Below are 20,598 nucleotides of genomic sequence, written 5' to 3'. Positions count from 1 at the left end.
TTTTGATAAAATATGGATGGTGATAAAATGAAAGAAATAGTAAATGTTGTAGGCGCGGGGTTAGCCGGCGTAGAAGCTACAAATCAATTAGTAAAAAAAGGATATCGTGTACGTTTATACGAAATGCGTCCTAAAAAAATGACGCCAGCACATCATACAGGTGATTTTGCAGAATTAGTATGTTCTAATTCTTTGCGTGCAGATGGGATTGGTAATGCAGTAGGTGTTTTAAAAGCAGAAATGGAAATGTTAGATAGCGTTATTATTAAATATGCAAGATTACATAGCGTTCCTGCTGGTGGTGCTTTGGCAGTTGATAGAGATGGCTTTTCGAAAGCCGTAACAGAGTTTGTTAAATCTCATCCTTTAGTAGAAGTGGTGGAAGAAGTAGTTGAAAAAATTCCAGAAGGACCAACGATTATTGCATCTGGTCCATTAACAGATGATGCTCTTGCAAAAGATATTGCTTCCAAATTAGGAGAAGAATATTTTTACTTCTTTGATGCAGCAGCACCAATTCTTACAAAAGATAGTATTGATTTTTCAATTGCTTATTATAAATCAAGATATGATAAAGGTGATAATGAGTATATTAATTGTCCAATGGATAAAGATGAGTTTGATGCATTTTATGAAGCACTTATTCAAGCAGAGGTTGTAAAACCCAAAGATTTTGAAGAAAAGTTTTTTGAAGGGTGTATGCCTTTTGAAGAAATGGCACGACGTGGGAACCAAACATTGTTATTTGGACCAATGAAACCAGTTGGGTTAATGACGCCAGATGGCAAAAGGCCATATGCTGTTGTTCAATTAAGACAAGATAATGTCCAAGCAACACTTTACAATATTGTTGGCTTCCAAACACACTTAACATGGCCTGAACAAAAAAGAATTATTCAAATGATTCCTGGACTTCAAAATGCTGAATTTGTCCGTTATGGAGTGATGCATCGTAATAGTTTTATTTGTTCTCCAAAACATTTAAAAGCAACATATCAGTATGTTGACCAATCTCCATTATTTTTTGCAGGACAATTAACAGGCGTTGAAGGTTATGTTGAATCTGCTCAAAGTGGGATGGTTGCTGGTTTAAATATGGTTCGTTTATTAGAAGGAAAAGAATTATTGGAATTCCCTAGAGAAACAGTGATGGGGGCTTTAAGTCACTATATTACAAATGCGAGTCAAGAGGATTTCCAACCAATGAAAGCAAATTTTGGAATTTTACCTGATTTAGCTGTACGTGTGAAAAAGAAATTAAGAAAAGAAGAATATGCGAAACGTGCAATTGATTGCATGGAATTGTATGTTAAGGAAAATGAACTTTAGTTCTTGTTCTACTAAGTATTTAGAGTATTTAAAATTCCAAAAAATGTATTCTACTAATACGATTCTATCTTATGCTACAGAAATACAACATTTTACAAATTATTTATTAATAGAAGAGATTTCTTCTTATAAAGAAATAAGTTATCCAATTGTTAGAGGATATTTGGTCTATTTACACCAATCTCATTTATCAAAGTCTTCTATTAATCATAAGTTAAGTAGTCTTAGAAGCTTTTATAGTTATTTATTAAAAATGAATATTGTTGAGGATAATCCTTTTCTTTTAATAAAAGCACAAAGTGAACCTAAAAGAAATCCTGATTTTTTATATCCCGAAGAAATGGTAGAATTATTAGATAGTATTGATTGTGTAACACCTTTAGATAAAAGAAATAAAGCAATGTTAGAATTAATGTATGCCTCAGGATTACGATGTGGTGAAGTTGTTAATCTAAAATTGAAAGACATTGATTATGATAATCTTGATCTAAAGGTAATGGGGAAGGGGAATAAGGAAAGAATTGTTCCTTTTCATGAATTTGCAGGGAAATGTATGCAGGAGTATTTAGAAGCACGGATTATTTTAATTAAGAATCAAGAAGAACATGGTTTCTTCTTTGTTAATAAAAATGGTACAAAGCTAACAAATAGAGGAGTTCAAAATATAGTTGATCGTATTTGTTATCAATATGATGCTACTAAAAAGATTCATCCTCATACTTTTCGACATTCTTTTGCAACACACTTATTAAGTGGGGGTGCAGATATTCGAATGGTCCAATTATTATTAGGTCATGAGCATTTAAGTACGACTCAAATTTATACCCATGTCTCAAAAGAGCAATTACAAGCAGTCTATGATCATACGCATCCAAGAATTCATGGTAATAAATAAAAAAAAGATTGAAAGATATACTAGTTTGTGCTAAAATACTTGAGGTATTATAAAATACACACATTGCGGATTCATATTTCAAGTGCCAGAAATGGTGGGATATGTTCGAAACAATGGAGGAAAAAACGAAGGAGGAAGTTACGAATGTCAGTAATTTCAATGAAAAAATTATTAGAAGTAGGTGTACACTTTGGTCACCAAACAAAAAGATGGAATCCGAAAATGGCTCCATATATCTTTACATCAAGAAATGGGATTTACATTATTGATTTACAAAAATCATCTAAAAAAATTGATGAAGCTTATAAAGCAATGACTGAAATCGCTGCTAAAGGTGGAAAAGTATTATTTGTTGGTACTAAAAAACAAGCACAAGAAGCTGTTAAAGAAGAAGCAATCCGTTCAGGAAGTTTCTATGTTAACTCTCGTTGGTTAGGAGGAACTTTAACAAACTTCAAAACAATTCAAAAAAGAATTAAAAGATTAAAAGATTTAGAAAAAATGGAAGCAGATGGAACTTTAGATTTATTCACTAAAAAAGAAGCTATCTTAATGAGAAAAGAAGCCGCTAAATTAGAGAAAAACTTAGGTGGGATTAAAGATATGAAAAAAATCCCAAGTGCTTTATTTGTTGTAGATCCTAAAGCTGAACACAATGCTGTTGCAGAAGCTAAAATCTTAGGAATCCCTGTATTTGGTATTGTAGATACTAACTGTGATCCTGATGAAGTGGATTATGTAATCCCTGCAAATGATGATGCTATTAGAGCGGTTAAATTAATCGTTGCTGTTATGGCTGATGCAGTTTGTGAATCAAAAAATGAACCATTAACTGTTGCGTATATGAAAGATGAAGATGACAAAGAAGTAACTATGACTGATGCTGTAACTTCAGTAGAAAATAACGCACAAAGAAATAGAGGACCTAGAAACAAAAATGCTAGACCTCATAGAAATTACGATAGAAACACAAAATAATATTTCGTCGACTGAACTGAATGAAAGAAATTTGTTATCAATAAGGGAGGCAACGTCTCCCTTTTATATAAAAATAAAAGGAGAAAATTAAAAATGGCTACTATTAGTGCAAGTTTAGTAAAAGAATTACGTGAAAAAACTGGTGCCGGAATGATGGATTGTAAAAAAGCTTTAGAAGCAAATGATGGAAACATCGAAGCATCTTTCGACTGGTTAAGAGAAAAAGGTATCGCAAACGCTGCTAAAAAAGCAGATCGTATTGCTGCTGAAGGATTAACATCTTTCGTTATCGAAGGAAACAAAGCAGTATTAGTTGAAGTTAACTCTGAAACTGATTTTGTTGCAAAAAATGGAGAATTCCAAGAATTAGTTAAATTAGTTGCTAACACAGTTTTAAATACAGAAGTAACTACTTTAGAAGAAGCATTAGCTATTGATGTTAATGGAAAAAGCCTTGAAACTGTTGTTGCAGAAACAAGTGGTAAAATTGGAGAAAAATTATCTGTTAGAAGATTTGAAATTTATACAAAAACTGATACTCAATCATTTGGAGCTTATTCTCATATGGGTGGTAAAATGTCAGCTGTTGTATTATTAGATGGAAGCAGTGAAGAAGTAGCAAGAGATATCGCAATGCATGTTGCAGCTTCTGCTCCAAAATACATTGATAGAACTTCTATCCCTGCTGATGTATTAGACAGAGAATTACATGTATTAAGAGCACAAGCATTAGAAGAAAATGCAAATAGTGCAAAACCTAAACCAGAAAACATTATTGAAAAAATGGTAGAAGGTAGATTAAACAAAAACTTAAAAGAAATGTGTTTAGTTGATCAAGAATTCATCAAAAACCCTGATGTAACTGTAGCTCAATTTGTAGGAACTGGAACTATTGTTTCTATCGCTCGTTACCAAGTTGGTGAAGGAATTGAAAAGAAACAAGAAAACTTTGCTGAAGAAGTAGCGCAACAAATGCGTGGATAAAAACTAGAGGACGCTTTTATTGTGTCCTCTTTATTATAAAATTTAAAATATAATAAGGAGAAATATATGCGATATAATCGAGTATTATTAAAATTAAGTGGAGAAGCACTGGCAGGAGACCAAAAAATGGGAATCGATGCTACAACAGTTGCTGATGTTGCTCACCAAATTAAAGATGCTGTAGATACAGGTTGTGAAATAGCTATTGTTTGTGGTGGTGGAAATATTTGGCGTGGAAAAATTGGTGCTGATATGGGTATGGATCGTTCAAGTGCTGATTATATGGGAATGCTTGCTACGGTAATGAATGGTTTAGCTGTTCAAAACGCTTTAGAAGCTATTGGAGTTCCTACTAGAGTATTATCAGCAATTGAAATGAGACAAGTTGCCGAACCTTATATTCGTCGTCGTGCTGTACGTCACTTAGAAAAAGGACGTGTTGTTATTTTTGGTGCTGGTACAGGGAATCCTTTCTTTACAACAGATACTACTGCTGCACTTCGTGCTGCAGAGATTCAAGCTGATGTTATTTTGATGGCAAAAAATGGGGTAGATGGTGTTTATTCAGCTGATCCTAAATTAGATCCTAATGCACAACGTTTTGATAGTATTACATATCATGATGTTTTGACTAAAGATTTAAAAATTATGGATCAAACAGCAATTACTTTATGTAAAGATAATAATATTGATTTATGTGTATTTAATATGGCAGAAAGAGGGAATATTGCAAAAGCTTGTGAAGGTGTTGTAATAGGAACTACAATTTCAGGAGGACTAAAAAATGATTAATATGATTTTAGAAGATGCTAATGAAAGAATGATGAAAGCGATTGAATCTTATCAAAGAGATTTAGCGACTATTCGTACAGGTAGAGCTAATCCTTCTATGCTTGATCGTGTTTCAGTGATGTATTATGGATCACCTACACCAATCAATCAAATGGCAGGTGTTTCTGTAGTAGAAGGTAGACAATTGTTAATTAAACCTTATGATCGTTCAACAGTTGGTGATATTGAACGTGGTATTTATGAAGCTAATTTAGGTTTAACTCCTCAAAATGATGGGGAAGTAATTCGTATTAATGTACCTGCTTTAACTGAAGAACGTCGTAAAGAATTTGCGAAAAATGTATGGAAATTTGCAGAGCATGCAAAAATTGCTGTCCGTAATATTCGTCGTGATTGCAATGATGACATTAAAAAAGTAGAAGCAAGTGAAGATGAAATAAAAGATGGACAAGATAAAATTCAAAAATTAACTGATAAATTTGTAAAAGAAATTGATGAAATCGGTAAAGTAAAAGAAAAAGAAATCTTAACTGTTTAACTCTCTAAAAGGTCTAGTCTAGACCTTTTTTTTGCTTACTATCAATGTTTTAAAAGTGTTGTTGAAGTGGAGTGGTTATGCTATAATGTAGGTTAGTTAGCGGAGGAGATTATGCTAAAAAGAAACAAACAAAAAACAATTAAAGATATTGATTTAACAAACATTCCTCGTCACATTGCTTTTATTATGGATGGAAATGGAAGATGGGCTAAAAAAAGAAATATGCCTAGAACATTTGGTCATCATGAAGGAACAAAAACAATTCGTAAAATTGCTTTAGAGGCAAATAAATTAGGAGTCCAAGCAATGACTATTTATGCTTTTTCTACCGAAAACTTTGCACGTCCTGAAAGTGAAGTTAATTTTATTTTCAAATTACCAAAAGAGTTCTTTCAGTTGTATCTTCAAGAATTAATTGATAACAATGTACAGGTATGTATGATTGGTCATCTTGAATTAGCACCAGAAGCAACACAAAATATTATTAAAAGTGCGATGGAACAAACAAAGATGAATACAGGTTTAAAGCTTTGTTTTGCTTTTATTTATGGGGGTCGTGATGAAATTATTCATGCTACTAAAAATTTAGTACAGGACTGTATCGATGGTAAACAAGATATTCAATCTATTAATGAATCTCTTTTTGAGTCCTATTTAATGACGGATGGATTACCAGCTATTGAACTAATGGTTCGTACAAGTGGGGAACAACGCCTTTCTAATTTTTTATTATGGCAATTAGCGTATGCTGAATTTATTTTTACAGATGCTTATTGGCCTGATTTTGATGAACAAGAATTATATGAATGTATTTGGCTATATCAAAATAGAGATCGTAGATTTGGAGGTTTAAAATAATGAAACAAAGAATAATTACAGCTTTTATTTTAGCTGTTTTAGTTGTCCCTGCGGTTTACTTTCAAGGAGTACCTTTTCAAATTTTAACAGTTTTAACAATTGGTATGGCATCTTATGAATTATTGCATATTTGCTCAAAACCAAAACTAAAATATTATTTATATCCTGTCGTTTTTTGTTTTTTTGGATATTGTTGTTATTTTGAACAAAACGCTATTTTTATTAGTTCACTTCCAATTTTACTTTATTCTGTTATTATCTTTGGAGCTTGTATTTTTGATGAAGAACTAACGGTAAATCGTGTTGGTTATATTATTAGTGTGGGAGTACTAATTGGATGTGCTTTTCATATATTATGTATTATTCTATTCAAGTTTGGTATAGAATATTTGTTATTAGTAACGATTGCAACTTATGGTAGTGATGTAGGAGCTTATTTTACAGGTTATTTCTTTGGTAAGAATAAATTAATACCAAGACTTTCTCCTAAAAAAACAGTAGAAGGTTCTATTGGTGGGATTGTTTTAGGATCTGCACTAGCTATCTTATATGGTATTTATACAGGAATTTTAAATCAATACCCTTTATTAATTACTGCTTGTGTTATTTTAACTTTTACTAGTCAAATAGGGGATTTGATTTTTAGTGCTATTAAAAGACGTTTTGATGTCAAAGATTATTCTCAATTATTACCAGGTCATGGTGGGGTGTTAGATAGATTAGATAGTTTATTATATAACGCTATTATTATGGCACTATTTATGTTAATTGCGGGGGTAGTATAAATGAAAAAAATCACTGTTCTTGGAGTAACTGGTTCGATAGGTTTGCAATGCGTGGATGTATGTTTACATCACCCAGAGTTTGTAATTGAAGCTATGTCTGCAGGAAAAAACATTTCAAAAGTGGAAGAAATTTTAACTTTGTTACCTGTTAAGCATATTTGTGTTATTAAGAAAGAAGATTGTGATTATTTAAAAGAGAAATATCCAGATCGTAATTTCTATTTTGGTAATGAGGGGTTAGAATATATTGCTAAATTACCTGATGTTGATATTGTTTTAAATGCAATTGTAGGTTTTGCTGGGTTATTACCAACGATTGAAGCAATAAAAGCAAAAAAAGATATCGCACTTGCTAACAAAGAAACATTGGTAGTTGCTGGACATATTATTTGTGATTTAGCAAAACAAAATAATGTTCGTTTGTTGCCGGTTGATAGTGAACATTCTGCTATTTTCCAATCTATGAATGGAGAAAGTAAAAAAGATGTACGTAAAATTATTCTTACATGTAGTGGGGGTAGTTTCCGTGATAAATCAAGGGAAGAATTGATAGGAGTTTCTGTAGAACAAGCATTGAATCATCCTAATTGGTCTATGGGAGCAAAGATAACAATTGATAGTGCTACTTTATTTAATAAAGGTTTGGAAGTGATTGAAGCAAAATGGTTGTTTGATTTAAACTATGATCAAATTGAAGTGTTAATTCATCCTGAAAGTATTATTCATTCAATGGTTGAATTTGTGGATACTTCTATTATTGCTCAATTAGGGAATCCTGATATGCGTTTACCAATACAATATGCTTTTACGTATCCTACTAGAAAAAAACTCATTAATGCAACAAGTTTAGATTTAGCAAAAGTAGCAACAATGAACTTTAGAAAACCTGACTTAGTAAGATTTAAAGCACTTGATTTAGCTTATCAAGCAGGTAGAACTGGTGGAAGTATGCCATGTGTATTAAATGCAGCAAATGAAGTTGCAAATGATTTATTTCAAAAAAATAAGATAGAATTTTTGATGATTGAGGAGTTGGTTGAAAAAGCAATGAAGAATCATCAATCTATTGAAAATCCTTCTTTAGAACAACTTATACAAGTTGATAAAGAAACAAGGGAATTTGTATTTAATCAGATTCTTTAAGGAAAGAAAGGAAAACAAATACTTTTTTGTTTTTAAGGTACAAGAATGCAAACAATTATAAATATTATTGTTTTTATATTAATTATAGGTGGTATTATTTTTATTCATGAGTTAGGACACTTTTTAACTGCTAAATTATTTGGTGTCTATGCACCTGAATTTTCATTAGGGATGGGTCCTAAGTTAATTGGTGTGAAACGTGGAGAGACAGAATATCAATTAAGATTACTCCCTATCGGTGGTTATGTAATCATGGCTGGAGAAGCTGACCAAGAAGAAAATGAAATGATGAAGGATATCCCTTTAGAGAGAACACTAAAAGGAATTCATACTTGGAAACGTTGTGTTATTATGTTGGCTGGTGTATTTATGAACTTTGTGCTAGCTATTACATTATTAATTGGTATTTATGCAACAACGGAAGTGCAATCAACTAATCCAATAATTGGAACAATTACGGAAGATTCACAAGCAAGTATTGCTGGGTTAGAAGAAGGCGATGTTATTAATAAAATAACAGTTTTAGGAAGTGAGTATGTTATTGCTTCTTTTAGTGATATTCAAACACTATTTAGTAATGAAACTTTGCAAGTAGAAGATCCTGATTATTTAGATATAGTTTTAGAAATAACAAGAGATAGTCAAACAGTAAATATTGATTCAAAGATAGTTTATGATAGTTCCTATGATTCTTTTATACTAGGAATTACACCAGCATATGTTTCCTTGTCTTTTGGCAATGCAATAAAAATAGCTCTTATGAGTTTTCAAGATTCAGCATTATTAATTTTTGATACACTTAGTGAATTAGTAACTAATTCAAGTGAGACAATTAGCCAATTATCAGGACCAGCTGGGATTTATACAATAACAGCACAAGTAACGGAAACTGGTTCTATTGCAACTATTCTTTCATTGATGGCTTTATTATCAATTAATATTGGAATATTTAATCTATTACCAATTCCTGGCTTAGATGGATGCCAAGTGATATTTGCTTTAATTGAAGGTGTTATTGGTAAAGAATTACCAATAAAAATAAAATATGCTTTACAAGTAGCAGGGTTAGCTTTGGTTTTAGGACTAATGTTGGTTGTTACAGTACAAGACTTATCAAGGATTTTTGGGTAAAAAAGGAAGAGTATTCCTTTTTTTACATTAAGGAGGAATACAATGAATAATAAGATTGATATTTTATTAAAACAACTAGAAATTGAACAACAGGTGACAGCATTAAAAGATGCTTCACTTCAACGGGTAATAGTAGGATCAAAAGACTTCTTTCATTTTACTATTTATTCTACTAATTTATTACCATATTGTGATTTTGCTTTATTATTATCAAATGCTTATAAATTTGAATTTCCTTGTACTTTTGAATTTGTAAATGATGGAAATGAGTATTATGAAGAAGAAATAAATAGTTATTTAACTTATGTATTAAAAAAACTAGAAACAGATTATCCTACTTTACCTTCTTTAACTTTTTGTCCAATAGAAATAAAAGATAAAATAATAATAAAAGCGGTAAATAAAAGTCACTATCAAGAGATTTGTAAAACAAAACAATATATTGAATCTCAGTTTCAAATTATTGGTATTAATAAAAAAGTTAGTTTTGAAATTGATGATAAAAATGATGATTATATTCAATCTACCCAAGAAATGGAGTCTGTTAAATTAGCGACAGTCGATATTTCTGATTTAATCCCTAAGAATGAAACACCAAAAACATATTCTGGTTCTTCAGGAAATAATTATTATCAAGCAGGAAAATCTGTTGAAATGTTATTATCAGAGATTACTTCTAGTACGATGGAAAAAAATGTATTAGTAAGAGGATATATATTTAAAACAGATTTAATAAAAACAAAAGCTGGTAGCCATATTCAAACATTATGGATTACAGACTATACAGATTCGATTATTGTAAAACGTTTTGAAAACAAAAGATCATGTAGCGTAGAAGAAATGAAAGTGTTGGAAAAAGCAAAAGGATGGGTTGAAGTTCGTGGTGAAATTCGATTTGATACTTTTGCTGGGGAAAACACAATTATGGCACGTAAAATAGAAAGTATGCCTTCACCTAAAGAACGTAATGATAATGAAAAAGAAAAACGCGTTGAATTACATACACATTCTAAAATGTCTGCAATGGATGGAATTAATGAAATTGGTGATTATGTAAAAACTGTTGCGAAGTGGGGTCATAAAGCAATTGCTATTTGTGATCATGGGAATTGTCAATCTTTCCCAGATGCCCAACAAGCATGTGCTAAAAATGATGTAAAGATGATTTATGGTGTGGAACTGAATTTTGTGAATCCAGAAATGAATATTGTTTATAATTCGAAAGATTGTTCATTATTAGATGCTACTTATGTTTCTTTTGACTTAGAAACAACAGGGTTATCTGTATTTCATGATGGTGTTACTGAATTTGGGGCAGTGAAGATTTGTCATGGAGAAGTAGTAGATCGTTTACAATCTTTTATTAATCCACAAAAACAAATAAGTACTAAAATTAGTAATCTTACTAGTATTACTAATGAAATGGTAAAAAATGCTCCTACGATTGAAGAGTTTATGCCTAAAATTCTTGAATTCTTTGATGACTGTATTTTAGTTGCACATAATGCGAAATTTGATATTGGTTTTTTAAATGAAAATCTTAGTCGAATGGGACAACCTGAAATAACAAATCCTGTTATTGATACATTACCATTAGCACGAATGATTTTAAAACCAATGAAATCATATCGTTTAGGAAATGTATGTCGTCAATATAAGGTGCCTTATGATGATGAAGTAGCACATAGAGCTGATTATGATGCGCAAGTATTAGGTGATGTACTAACAATGATGATTTATCAATTGATTGATGAAAACAAGTTTAACTTATTAGATGTTACAGCTATTAGTAGTGAGGAAGCTTATAAATATGTTTTCCCAAATCATATGACTATTTTAGCAAAAAATAAAATTGGATTAAAAAATCTATTTAAGATAGTAACAGAAGCGAATACTGTTTATTACCATAGAGAAGCGTTAATTATTAAAGAACGTTTGGATTTTTATCGAGAAGGTTTATTATATGGAAGTAGTTGTTATCAAGGTGATGTTTTTGATATTGCTCTTTATGGTAATGATAAGTCTTTAAAAGAAGCTATCGCATATTATGATTATATTGAAATTCAACCATTAGAAGATTACTATCATTTAGTGGAACGCGGGAAAGTAGATAGTATGGAAGCAATAAAGCTATCTATTTTAAGAATCATAAAAGAAGCAAAAAATCAAAATAAAATTATTGTAGCAAGTGGAGATGTCCATTTCTTAAATCCAAAAGATAAAATATATCGTGATGTTTTTATTTCCAATCCAACAATTGGAATTAGTAGAAAAGCACATCCATTATGTGATCGTAAGAATCCTAAAGCTTTTACACCCAATCAATATTTACGTACAACTACCGAAATGTTAGATGCTTTTCATTATTTAGATAAAGAAGAAGCTTTTGAGTATGTTGTTACAAATACGAATTTGATAGCCGACATGATTGAAGAATTAAAACCGGTTCATGATAAATTATTTACACCATTTATTGAAGGTGCTGATGAAAATCTACGATCTATTTGTTATGATAATGCGCATGCATTATATGGAAAAGAATTACCTGATATTGTAGAAAAACGTCTTGAAAGAGAATTAGGGAATATTATTAAACATGGTTTTGGAGTAATATACTATATTTCTCATAAGTTAGTAAAAAAATCGAATGATGATGGTTATCTAGTTGGTTCAAGGGGTTCTGTTGGTTCTTCATTTGTAGCAACGATGTCTGGAATAACAGAAGTTAATCCATTACCGCCACATTATGTTTGTTTGAGTTGTGGTTATAATGAATTTATGGAAGAAGGGGTTGTAGCCAACGGGTATGACTTAGAAAATAAGGATTGTCCTGTTTGTGGGAAACCACTTAAAGGAGAAGGTCATAATATTCCTTTTGAAACCTTTTTAGGATTTGAAGCAGACAAAGTGCCAGATATTGACTTAAACTTCTCAGGTGCTTACCAATCAAAAGCACATGATTATACAAAAGTTTTATTTGGTGAAGATAAAGTATTTAGAGCTGGTACTATTTCAACGGTTGCTGAAAAAACTGCTTATGGTTATGCGAAGGGATATAGTGAGTTAACTGGAAGAGAAGATTCTATTAGAGGAGCTGAACTGGAACGTATTGCAAAAGGATGTCAAGGAGTTAAAAGAACGACTGGACAACATCCTGGAGGTATTATTGTAATACCTAATGATATGGATGTTTATGATTTCACACCAGTTCAATTTCCTGCAGATGATTTAAATTCTCCATGGAAAACAACACATTTTGATTTCCATGCTATTCATGATAATGTATTAAAATTAGATATACTAGGACACGTTGATCCTACAGTGATACGTGCTTTACAAGATTTAACAGGAGTTGATCCTAAAACGATACCTACTAATGATAAAAAAGTAATGAGTTTATTTACTTCAACCAAAGAGATGGGTGTTGATTTATCATTTATTAACTGTAAAAATGGAGCTTTAGGTTTACCTGAATTTGGTACATCTTTTGTTCGTCAAATGTTAGATCAAACACAACCCAAAGATTTTAATGATTTAGTTATTATTTCTGGGCTTTCTCATGGTACAGATGTTTATTTAGGTAATGCAGAAATGTTGATTAAAAACAAAACATGTACTTTATCTGAAGTAATTGGATGTCGTGATGATATTATGGTTTATTTAATTGAAAAAGGACTTCCTAATAAAGCTGCGTTTGATATCATGGAAGTGGTAAGAAAGGGTAGGTCTTCCGAAGTCTTCCCTGTTAAAAAATATGAAGAATTAATGAAGGAACATAATGTTCCTCAATGGTACATTGATTCATGTAAAAAAATTAAATACATGTTCCCGAAAGCACATGCTGCTGCCTATGTATTATCAGCTGTTCGTGTTGCTTGGTGGAAACTTTATTATCCTAGAGAATATTATTCTGTTTATTTTTCTACTAGATGTGATGCCTTTGATTTAGAGGCTATGTGTAGTGGGAAAGAAGCTGTGTTAGAAAGACGTGAACAAATAGTAGTTGCTAGAGAAAATAGAGATGCTACAAATAAAGATGAATCTTTATGGGATGTATTAGAAATTGTATTAGAAATGTTTGAAAGAGGGTATCATTTAAACCCAATTAGTTTGGATAAATCTGCTGCTGATTCTTTTACGTTAGATCCTGATGATAAGTTTGGTATATTACCACCTTTTTCAGCATTGGATTCACTAGGTACGAATGTTGCAAATACTGTAATTGAAGCAAGAAAGAATGGAGCTTTCTTATCAATTGAAGATGTTACAAAACGTACTAAGTTAAATAACTCTCATATTAAGTTACTAACATCAATGGGTGTTTTTAAAGATATGCAAGAGACTAATCAGCTGAGTTTGTTTTAAAATAATAATGGATTCTTAAATAAAAGATATATATATCTTTACTAGAATCCATTATTTTAAATATTTTAATGATAAAAATATAAGATGACTGAATGATAAAAACTCAAGTATTATAAAAGTCTCTTTTTTATAAATAAATTTTTATCGTAAGTTATTATATTCACTGTTTCAAGCTAGAGTAATGTTTTATGTAAATAATTTAAATTTTAAAATAATATATGCTATAGTGGGATGAAAAATGGCACAAGATAAGAGTAATATGGAGATTGTTTAAATCTAATAAATATTAATTGTTAAAGTCTTGTTTTTTATCCCAGTGAAGTAAATGTGTTGTTGAGGTTATGATATTATTTTATAATTTGTTATTGATATAATTACGACAATAGAAATCATTTCATCTTTGCAGATACTCTATGGTTAAGGAGAAATAATATATTATAGTTTTTATTTAGTACATGTTGAAATATGTGTTCTAGTGGATATTAAGGGGGAGGAATAATGATAAATAGGATATTGAATTTTGCTCAATTGATGTGGAATGCAGAATTGAGTTATACATCAGGATTATTTGGGATTTGTTTGATGTTTTTTATTATAGTGTATGCTGTTTTACCAAATGCAAATCTTAGAAAATATCTAGTATTAATTGCAAGTATGATATTCTATTTTTGGAATGGGGTTGGAGCATCTATTATTGTTGTAGGAACAGCATTAACAGTATATCTTTCATCTAGAAAAATAGAAAAAGTGTATAAAGAGTTTGATCAAGAAAAACAAGGACTAACACCTAAAGAACAAAGAGTCTTATTTAGTCAATATAAAAACAAAGCAACTATTTATTTGAAACTTGCCATATTTACGATTGTTTCAATATGGGGTTATGTAAAAATTACAAAATTACTTAGTTTTGAAATATTAGAAAAAATATCAAACATGACTTTTGGGTTCGGTATTCTAGTTCCCTTAGGAATATCTTATTACACTTTATCTTCAATAGGATATTTGTTGGATGTATATTGGAAAAAAACGGAAGCAGAAAAAGATTTTATCAATCTATTTGCTGCTATGATTTATTTCCCACATATAGTACAAGGGCCGATAAGTAAGTATTCTAAATTAATAGAACAAATGAAAAACCTTCCTAGTCTTAGTTTTGATCGTACTTGTCATGGGTTACAGTTAATGCTATGGGGATATGGTAAGAAATTAATTGTTGCTAATTATATTGCAACATATACTACTGTTGTATTTGCCAATCCATTAGAGTATTCATCAATAGAAATAGTAATAGCTATTATTTCTTGTGTTATTCAGTTGTATGCTGATTTTAGTGGATGTATGGATATAGTTCGAGGGATATCAGAAATAATCGGTATACAGTTAGATAAAAACTTTGAACAACCGTTTTTTGCTAAGAGTGCTTCTGAATTTTGGGCAAGATGGCATATGACTTTAGGAACTTGGACAAAAGACTATATTTACTTTCCTATAGCAGTAAATTCAAAGTTTATGAAATATACGATGAAATTAAAAAAGTCAGGAAAGCTATGGAGGGCATCTTTCATTAATGCATTTGTCCCGTTGATTACAGTATGGTTATTTACTGGTATTTGGCACGGAACAGGTATAGATTATATTTTATGGGGATTATATTGGTGTGCTATCATGACTGTTTCGAAAGAAACTAAACCAATAGCAGATAAATTATTTAAAAATATTTCTATAAGCAATAACTTTTGTTATCATATTTTTTGTATGTTTAGAACAATATTTTTATTTGGTATAGGAAGAATGATTACTATTACTGGCACTACAACAGGGTTCTTTATATTACTTAAGCAAATATTTAATAATAGTATTGTTTATAATCACGATTTGTATGGTACGCTCCTAACTGAAAAACACTTTATTGTTATAATCGTAGGAGTTGTGTGTATGATTGGTGTAGATATCTTACACGAAAAAGGGGTTGAAATTAGAAAGTCTATTGGAAAACAAAATATAATTGTTCGATGGATTATTTATTATGTTGCAATAATGATTGTAATTATATTTGGGATGTATGGTGCTGGTTATGACGCAAGCGCGTTTATTTATGGAGCATTTTAAAAAATGCTCCTATTGATATATTGGGGAATTAGAGGAGGAATCAGATGAATAAATCAATAGTAGAATGTATTAGAAATCATGCAATAAGTACACCCAATAAACTAGCAATCATTGATGTTAAGATAGAACTAACTTATCAAGAATATTGGGATAAGATAAATATTGCTGCTAGTTATTTGTTAGAAATAGGTGTAAAAGACAATGAGTGCATTGTTGTAAAGAATAGTCAATCTGTTCCTTATTTAGTATTAGTACACGCTATTCAATTAATAAATGGAATAGTTGTTCCATTAGAAAAAAGTGTGAATGTTGGTAGAGTTCAAGAGATTTTAAAGGAAACAAAAGCAACAAAGTTCTTTGGTGATATGAAAATAGATGGGTATGATTGTTACTGCATCGAAGATGCATATAATTATACAGGAGTAGTTAATACTTTTGATATTTCTAATATGGTTGGTGATTCAATGATTTTGTTTACTACTGGAACTACTGGAAAGTCGAAAGGTATTGTTTTAGAATATCTTGCAGAAGTAGCGGTAGGAGAAAATGTAATGTATGGTGTTGAGATGAAAAAGGATAATGTAGAAATCATACCGATGCCAATGAATCATTCCTTTAGTTTAAGAAGATATTTTGCGAATATGATTAATGGGAGTACTGTTATAGTATTAGATGGTGTATTTTTTGTAAAAATAGTATTTAATATGATTGAAAAATATAAAGTAACAGCATTAGCAATGGCTCCAGCTGCAATGAGTATTATTTTTAAATTGACAAGGGATCGAATTGCGAATTATGCAGATCAATTAGATTATATTCAATTTGGATCAGCACCTATACCAGAAGTAGATAAAGAACATTTATTACAAATAGTACCAAATGTCCGTTTATATAATATATATGGTTCTACAGAAGTAGGATGTGCTTGTATATTGAACTTTAATTCGAAAGATAATAAACAAAGCTGTATAGGCTACCCAGGAGTTCATTCACAATTTAGAATTGTTGATGAAAATGGCGGTGAAATGGAAGATGCCTCATTAGAAAACCCAGGATATATTTCATATACAGGTGGAATGAAAATGAAGTGTTATTATAATGAACCAGAATTAACGAATAAAACCATTATTAATGGATATTTACAATCTTCTGATTTAGGATATAAAGATGAAGAAGGAAGAATTTATATGTTAGGTAGAGCAGATGATGTTATTATTACTGGAGGAAATAAAGTTTCTCCTTTGGAAGTAGAGGAATTAGCATTACAAATAGAAGGTGTTAATGATTGTATTTGTAAAGGGAGACCAACTATGATTTTTCAAGAGAAAAATGATAAAAAATTAAATTTCTTTTAAGTCTTAAAAAAGAGCGCACTAAAAAAGGTAAAATAAGCTATTTTTAAAAAATTATTCTAAGATGAATTTTTCATCAGGATTATTTAAGACAAAGTAAATATAGTTTACTAGTTTCTTTGAACAATGCCCTAAGGCATTGTAATGAGATTTTCCTTCACTGCGTTTCTTTAAATAGTAAGTATTCATAGTTGTTGAATTTTTTGCCACATTATGAGCTGCCCATATAAGCGCATAACGTAGTGTAGCATTTCCTCTTTTAGACATACGTGTTCTCTTTGCATTAAAATTACCAGACTGTCTTATGATTGGATCTAATCCTGCATAAGCTAGTACTTTACAAGGACTATCAAATCGGTCTATACTAATGATAGCAGATAAGATGTAAGCACCTTGAATATAGCCCATACCTGGGATATTCAATATAGCACTGTCTATTTCTTTCATCATTTCAATGATGTTTGCTTCTACATCTTCTAACTGCGATTCTAGAAGTTCGATTTGGAGTATGATATTTTTAATTCTAAAAGAGATTGCGTTTGAATGAAAGCCAACGCTATTTTTACTTAACGATTTAAGGTCTTTGATACGTTCGAGGTTGAAGCCTTTACTATTTTTAGAAATTAACTTTGTCAAAGCCTCATTTCGAACTTCTTTTATTTCCTTAGCTGTAGCGTATCGTTTTAGTAAATTATGGGCTGCATTCGTCTTTAAATTGCCTTTAAAGAAGGATTTAAGCTCTGGGAACACACGATCTAGCTCAGCAGTTAGTTGGATGTATAGTTTTGTCTTTTGTTTAGTAAGACGAACTCTTTCATCACAATATACACGTAAGTCAGAAACAAGAAAGTCTTGACCTTGTGAATTGTTGTACTGATAAGAAAGAAGTTGAGCAATGGACATAGCATCAATTTTATCCGTCTTAGCATTACGAACTGATAAACCACGAAACTGTTTGGATATGATGGGATTAATAAGTTCGCAGTGGTATCCAAAAGTAGAAAGATAAGAATGTAAGTTTTGATGGTAATGAGCAGTAGATTCAAAACCAATTAGAATATCTTCTTTATCAATAGAAGATATTTTGGAAAGTAATAAATGAAACCCTTCTTTTGAATTATCAAAAGGAAAAGGTTGGTGAATCACTTCACCATGAGTTGTGATAACACAAGCATAATGCGTTGTTTTGGCAATATCAATGCCTACGTAATAAGTCATAAAAATAGACCACCTTTCTAGAACCTTGTCTATCCATGGCAGTCTATATCTATATCCTTGCGTGACATAAAAGCATTAACGCTTATCCAACTATAAATTAAAAATATAGAGCCATGGTATTAGTCTCCCTTAAATGGACGAAAACCATAGTAAAAATCAAAACATAGGTTCTATATCCATTATAACAAATATAAGAAAGGAGCGTATGTAATTAGTGAAACAAGGATCATTAATATCATACAAGGGAAGATGCATTAATAGGAGCTGTTCCTGTTTTGTATATAGTGTCAGAAGTTGACTTTGATACAAAGATTTTAGAAGAACATTTCCTAAATAATTTAGAAGACTTCAAAAGACCTAGAAGCATTATAAAAATAGATAGTGTTCCTAGAACATATAATGGAAAAATTGATAGAAAGACCAAAATAGGGTAGAGGGAAAGAAAATGAAAGAACAAATTATTGAGATTTTAAACACAGTAAATCCAGGAGTAGATTATGAAAAAGAGACAAAATTAATTGATTCACGTATTTTAGATTCATTATCTATTATTAGTTTAGTAAGTGAACTAAGTTTTGCATTTGATGTAGAAATAGATGTAATGGATTTAGTGCCAGAAAATTTAAATTCTGTTGATGCAATCGTTGAATTAATTAGTGAATTACAAGGGTAATATGAAAAAGAATACTATACATATCCTAATAGGGCCAATCCTATTTCTATCATGCATTGCATTCTTACCAGAAAGTATTTTTACTACGTTTGAAATGAGAGCAGCTATTGGTACGGTTGCTTGGATGGCGTATTGGTGGGTTAGTTCATGCATGGACTATGCAGTAACAGGCTTTTTACCAATAGCAATTAATGCGATTATTGAAATGACATCTATGTCTAGTGTAATAGCAAACTATGCTTCAGAAACAATCTTATTACTTTTAGGAGCATCTATATTAACAGTTTCATGGGAAGAGGTAGAATTAGACAAAAGAATTGCTTATGTCTTCTTAGGGTTAATAGGCTCTTCTTTGACTTCACAAATTATATTTTGGTTTGTATTATCGGTGGCTATGTCTGCTGTATTACCAAATGCAATCGTGTGTGCAACAGTTGTACCTATTGCTGTATCAATGCTTCGCTATATTGGTATAGAAAATATTAATAAAAGTGAAGTGGGATCTATTTTATTACTAACTATTGCTTGGGGTGCTGGATTAGGGGGATTGGCTAGTCCATTAGGAGGAGCAATGAATTTAGTAGTGGTTGATTATATTGAGCAATATACAGGAAGTGAGTTTATGTATATTGATTGGGTAATTAAATTTTTCCCTGTGATGATTGTTTTAATTGTATCTAATTTGGCTTTCTTATTGGTTATTAAACCTAAGAACATTCAATTAGAAGGATCAAAAGCATATTTTGTTGAAAAGAACAAAGAACTTGGGAAGATGAGTAAAAATGAAGCAATGTGCTTATTATTATTTGTTATTGCAACAATCTTGTCATTTACAAGATCATTCTATGAACATTTATTACCAGGTTTAGAACCTGCTTATATTTTTATTATATGTGCATTAATTAGTTTTCTTTTCAAAAAAGAAAATGGAGAGAAACTAATGGTTTGGAAGAATGTTCAAAAGAAAATAGTATGGGAATTAATTTATGTATTTGCAGGAGGTTTAGCAGTAGGGACATTAATTAATGGTAGTGGAGCAGCACAAGCTTTAGGTAATTTACTTTCTACTGTACAGTTTCAAAATGAAATGATGTTAGTGTTTGTAATTATTGCATTAACGATTGTTTTATCGGATTTAACAAGTAACACTGCAACTGCTGCAGTAGCAATACCAATTGTTTTAAGTTTAGCGTTAGCACTAAACTTAAATCCGATTCCATATATGTTGGCAGCAAGTGTAGGGGTTAATCTATCTTATTGTATGCCTACATCGATTCGTGCAATACCAGTAGGATATGGGTTGAACCCACAGTATATGTTTAAACATGGGATTAAACTAACGGTGATAGTTGTCTTACTCATGACGGTTGTTGTTTGGGCTTTAATGACATACATACCTAGTTTCAGTATATTAATTTAATAAAATAAAAAATATTGAGAATATAAAT

Annotated in this window: 16 protein-coding genes; 15 read left to right on the top strand and 1 reads right to left on the bottom strand. The window is 30.8% G+C overall.

Annotated elements, in window-relative coordinates:
- Window positions 1-27: 27 nt before the first annotated feature.
- From trmFO to LRR82_RS05175, 13 genes are all read left to right on the top strand, one after another.
- Window positions 28-1,329 carry a methylenetetrahydrofolate--tRNA-(uracil(54)-C(5))-methyltransferase (FADH(2)-oxidizing) TrmFO gene (gene trmFO, locus LRR82_RS05235; protein WP_249030477.1) on the top strand — a complete coding sequence of 434 codons (1,302 nt, stop codon included), beginning with the start codon at window positions 28-30 and terminating at the stop codon, window positions 1,327-1,329.
- Window positions 1,319-2,224, top strand: coding sequence for a tyrosine recombinase XerC (locus LRR82_RS05230; protein ID WP_249030476.1), 906 nt, complete (start codon window positions 1,319-1,321; stop codon window positions 2,222-2,224). The genes trmFO and LRR82_RS05230 overlap by 11 nt, the downstream gene beginning before the upstream one ends.
- Window positions 2,225-2,368: 144 nt before the next feature.
- Window positions 2,369-3,202 carry a 30S ribosomal protein S2 gene (rpsB, locus tag LRR82_RS05225; RefSeq protein WP_249030475.1) on the top strand — a complete coding sequence of 278 codons (834 nt, stop codon included), beginning with the start codon at window positions 2,369-2,371 and terminating at the stop codon, window positions 3,200-3,202.
- 93 nt (window positions 3,203-3,295) lie between these two features.
- Complete coding sequence (gene tsf, locus LRR82_RS05220; protein ID WP_249030474.1) at window positions 3,296-4,186, top strand: translation elongation factor Ts; 891 nt, start codon at window positions 3,296-3,298, stop codon at window positions 4,184-4,186.
- Between the two features lie 66 nt (window positions 4,187-4,252).
- Window positions 4,253-4,978 (top strand): UMP kinase, encoded by a 726-nt coding sequence (pyrH, locus tag LRR82_RS05215; protein WP_249030473.1) that lies wholly within the window; start codon window positions 4,253-4,255, stop codon window positions 4,976-4,978.
- On the top strand, window positions 4,971-5,516 hold the full coding sequence (gene frr / locus LRR82_RS05210) for a ribosome recycling factor (protein WP_249030472.1): 546 nt from the start codon (window positions 4,971-4,973) through the stop codon (window positions 5,514-5,516). The genes pyrH and frr overlap by 8 nt, the downstream gene beginning before the upstream one ends.
- 111 nt (window positions 5,517-5,627) lie before the next feature.
- Window positions 5,628-6,374, top strand: a complete 747-nt coding sequence (locus LRR82_RS05205; protein ID WP_249030471.1) for an isoprenyl transferase — start codon at window positions 5,628-5,630, stop codon at window positions 6,372-6,374.
- Window positions 6,374-7,159 (top strand): phosphatidate cytidylyltransferase, encoded by a 786-nt coding sequence (locus LRR82_RS05200; protein WP_249030470.1) that lies wholly within the window; start codon window positions 6,374-6,376, stop codon window positions 7,157-7,159. The genes LRR82_RS05205 and LRR82_RS05200 overlap by 1 nt, the downstream gene beginning before the upstream one ends.
- Entirely contained in the window at window positions 7,160-8,302 is a 1,143-nt protein-coding gene (locus LRR82_RS05195) for a 1-deoxy-D-xylulose-5-phosphate reductoisomerase (protein WP_249030469.1), read from the top strand.
- Window positions 8,303-8,347: 45 nt separating this feature from the next.
- Window positions 8,348-9,433, top strand: a complete 1,086-nt coding sequence (locus tag LRR82_RS05190) for a M50 family metallopeptidase (protein ID WP_249030468.1) — start codon at window positions 8,348-8,350, stop codon at window positions 9,431-9,433.
- A gap of 42 nt (window positions 9,434-9,475) precedes the next feature.
- Window positions 9,476-13,798 (top strand): PolC-type DNA polymerase III, encoded by a 4,323-nt coding sequence (locus LRR82_RS05185; RefSeq protein WP_249030467.1) that lies wholly within the window; start codon window positions 9,476-9,478, stop codon window positions 13,796-13,798.
- A gap of 498 nt (window positions 13,799-14,296) precedes the next feature.
- A complete protein-coding gene (locus tag LRR82_RS05180) occupies window positions 14,297-15,907 on the top strand; it encodes an MBOAT family O-acyltransferase (RefSeq protein ID WP_249030466.1) in 1,611 nt (536 codons plus the stop codon).
- Window positions 15,908-15,951: 44 nt separating this feature from the next.
- Window positions 15,952-17,262 carry a class I adenylate-forming enzyme family protein gene (locus LRR82_RS05175; protein ID WP_249030465.1) on the top strand — a complete coding sequence of 437 codons (1,311 nt, stop codon included), beginning with the start codon at window positions 15,952-15,954 and terminating at the stop codon, window positions 17,260-17,262.
- A gap of 51 nt (window positions 17,263-17,313) precedes the next feature.
- Here LRR82_RS05175 and LRR82_RS05170 read toward each other — a convergent pair whose 3' ends face one another.
- Window positions 17,314-18,477, bottom strand: a complete 1,164-nt coding sequence (locus tag LRR82_RS05170; RefSeq protein WP_249030464.1) for an IS110 family RNA-guided transposase — start codon at window positions 18,475-18,477, stop codon at window positions 17,314-17,316.
- Between the two features lie 445 nt (window positions 18,478-18,922).
- On the opposite strand from LRR82_RS05170, the gene LRR82_RS05165 reads away from it, so the two are divergent.
- Both LRR82_RS05165 and LRR82_RS05160 read left to right on the top strand, forming a co-directional pair.
- The gene (locus LRR82_RS05165) at window positions 18,923-19,150 is read left to right on the top strand and encodes a phosphopantetheine-binding protein (protein WP_249030463.1); all 228 of its coding nucleotides are present in this window, start codon (window positions 18,923-18,925) and stop codon (window positions 19,148-19,150) included.
- A gap of 1 nt (window position 19,151) precedes the next feature.
- On the top strand, window positions 19,152-20,570 hold the full coding sequence (locus LRR82_RS05160; protein ID WP_249030462.1) for an SLC13 family permease: 1,419 nt from the start codon (window positions 19,152-19,154) through the stop codon (window positions 20,568-20,570).
- The last annotated feature ends 28 nt before the right edge of the window (window positions 20,571-20,598 follow it).

The sequence above is a fragment of the Tannockella kyphosi genome, assembly GCF_021054785.1.
GTDB classification, from domain to species: Bacteria; Bacillota_I; Bacilli_A; order Erysipelotrichales; family Coprobacillaceae; genus Tannockella; species Tannockella kyphosi.
This window is presented reverse-complemented; position numbering and strand designations above follow the sequence as displayed.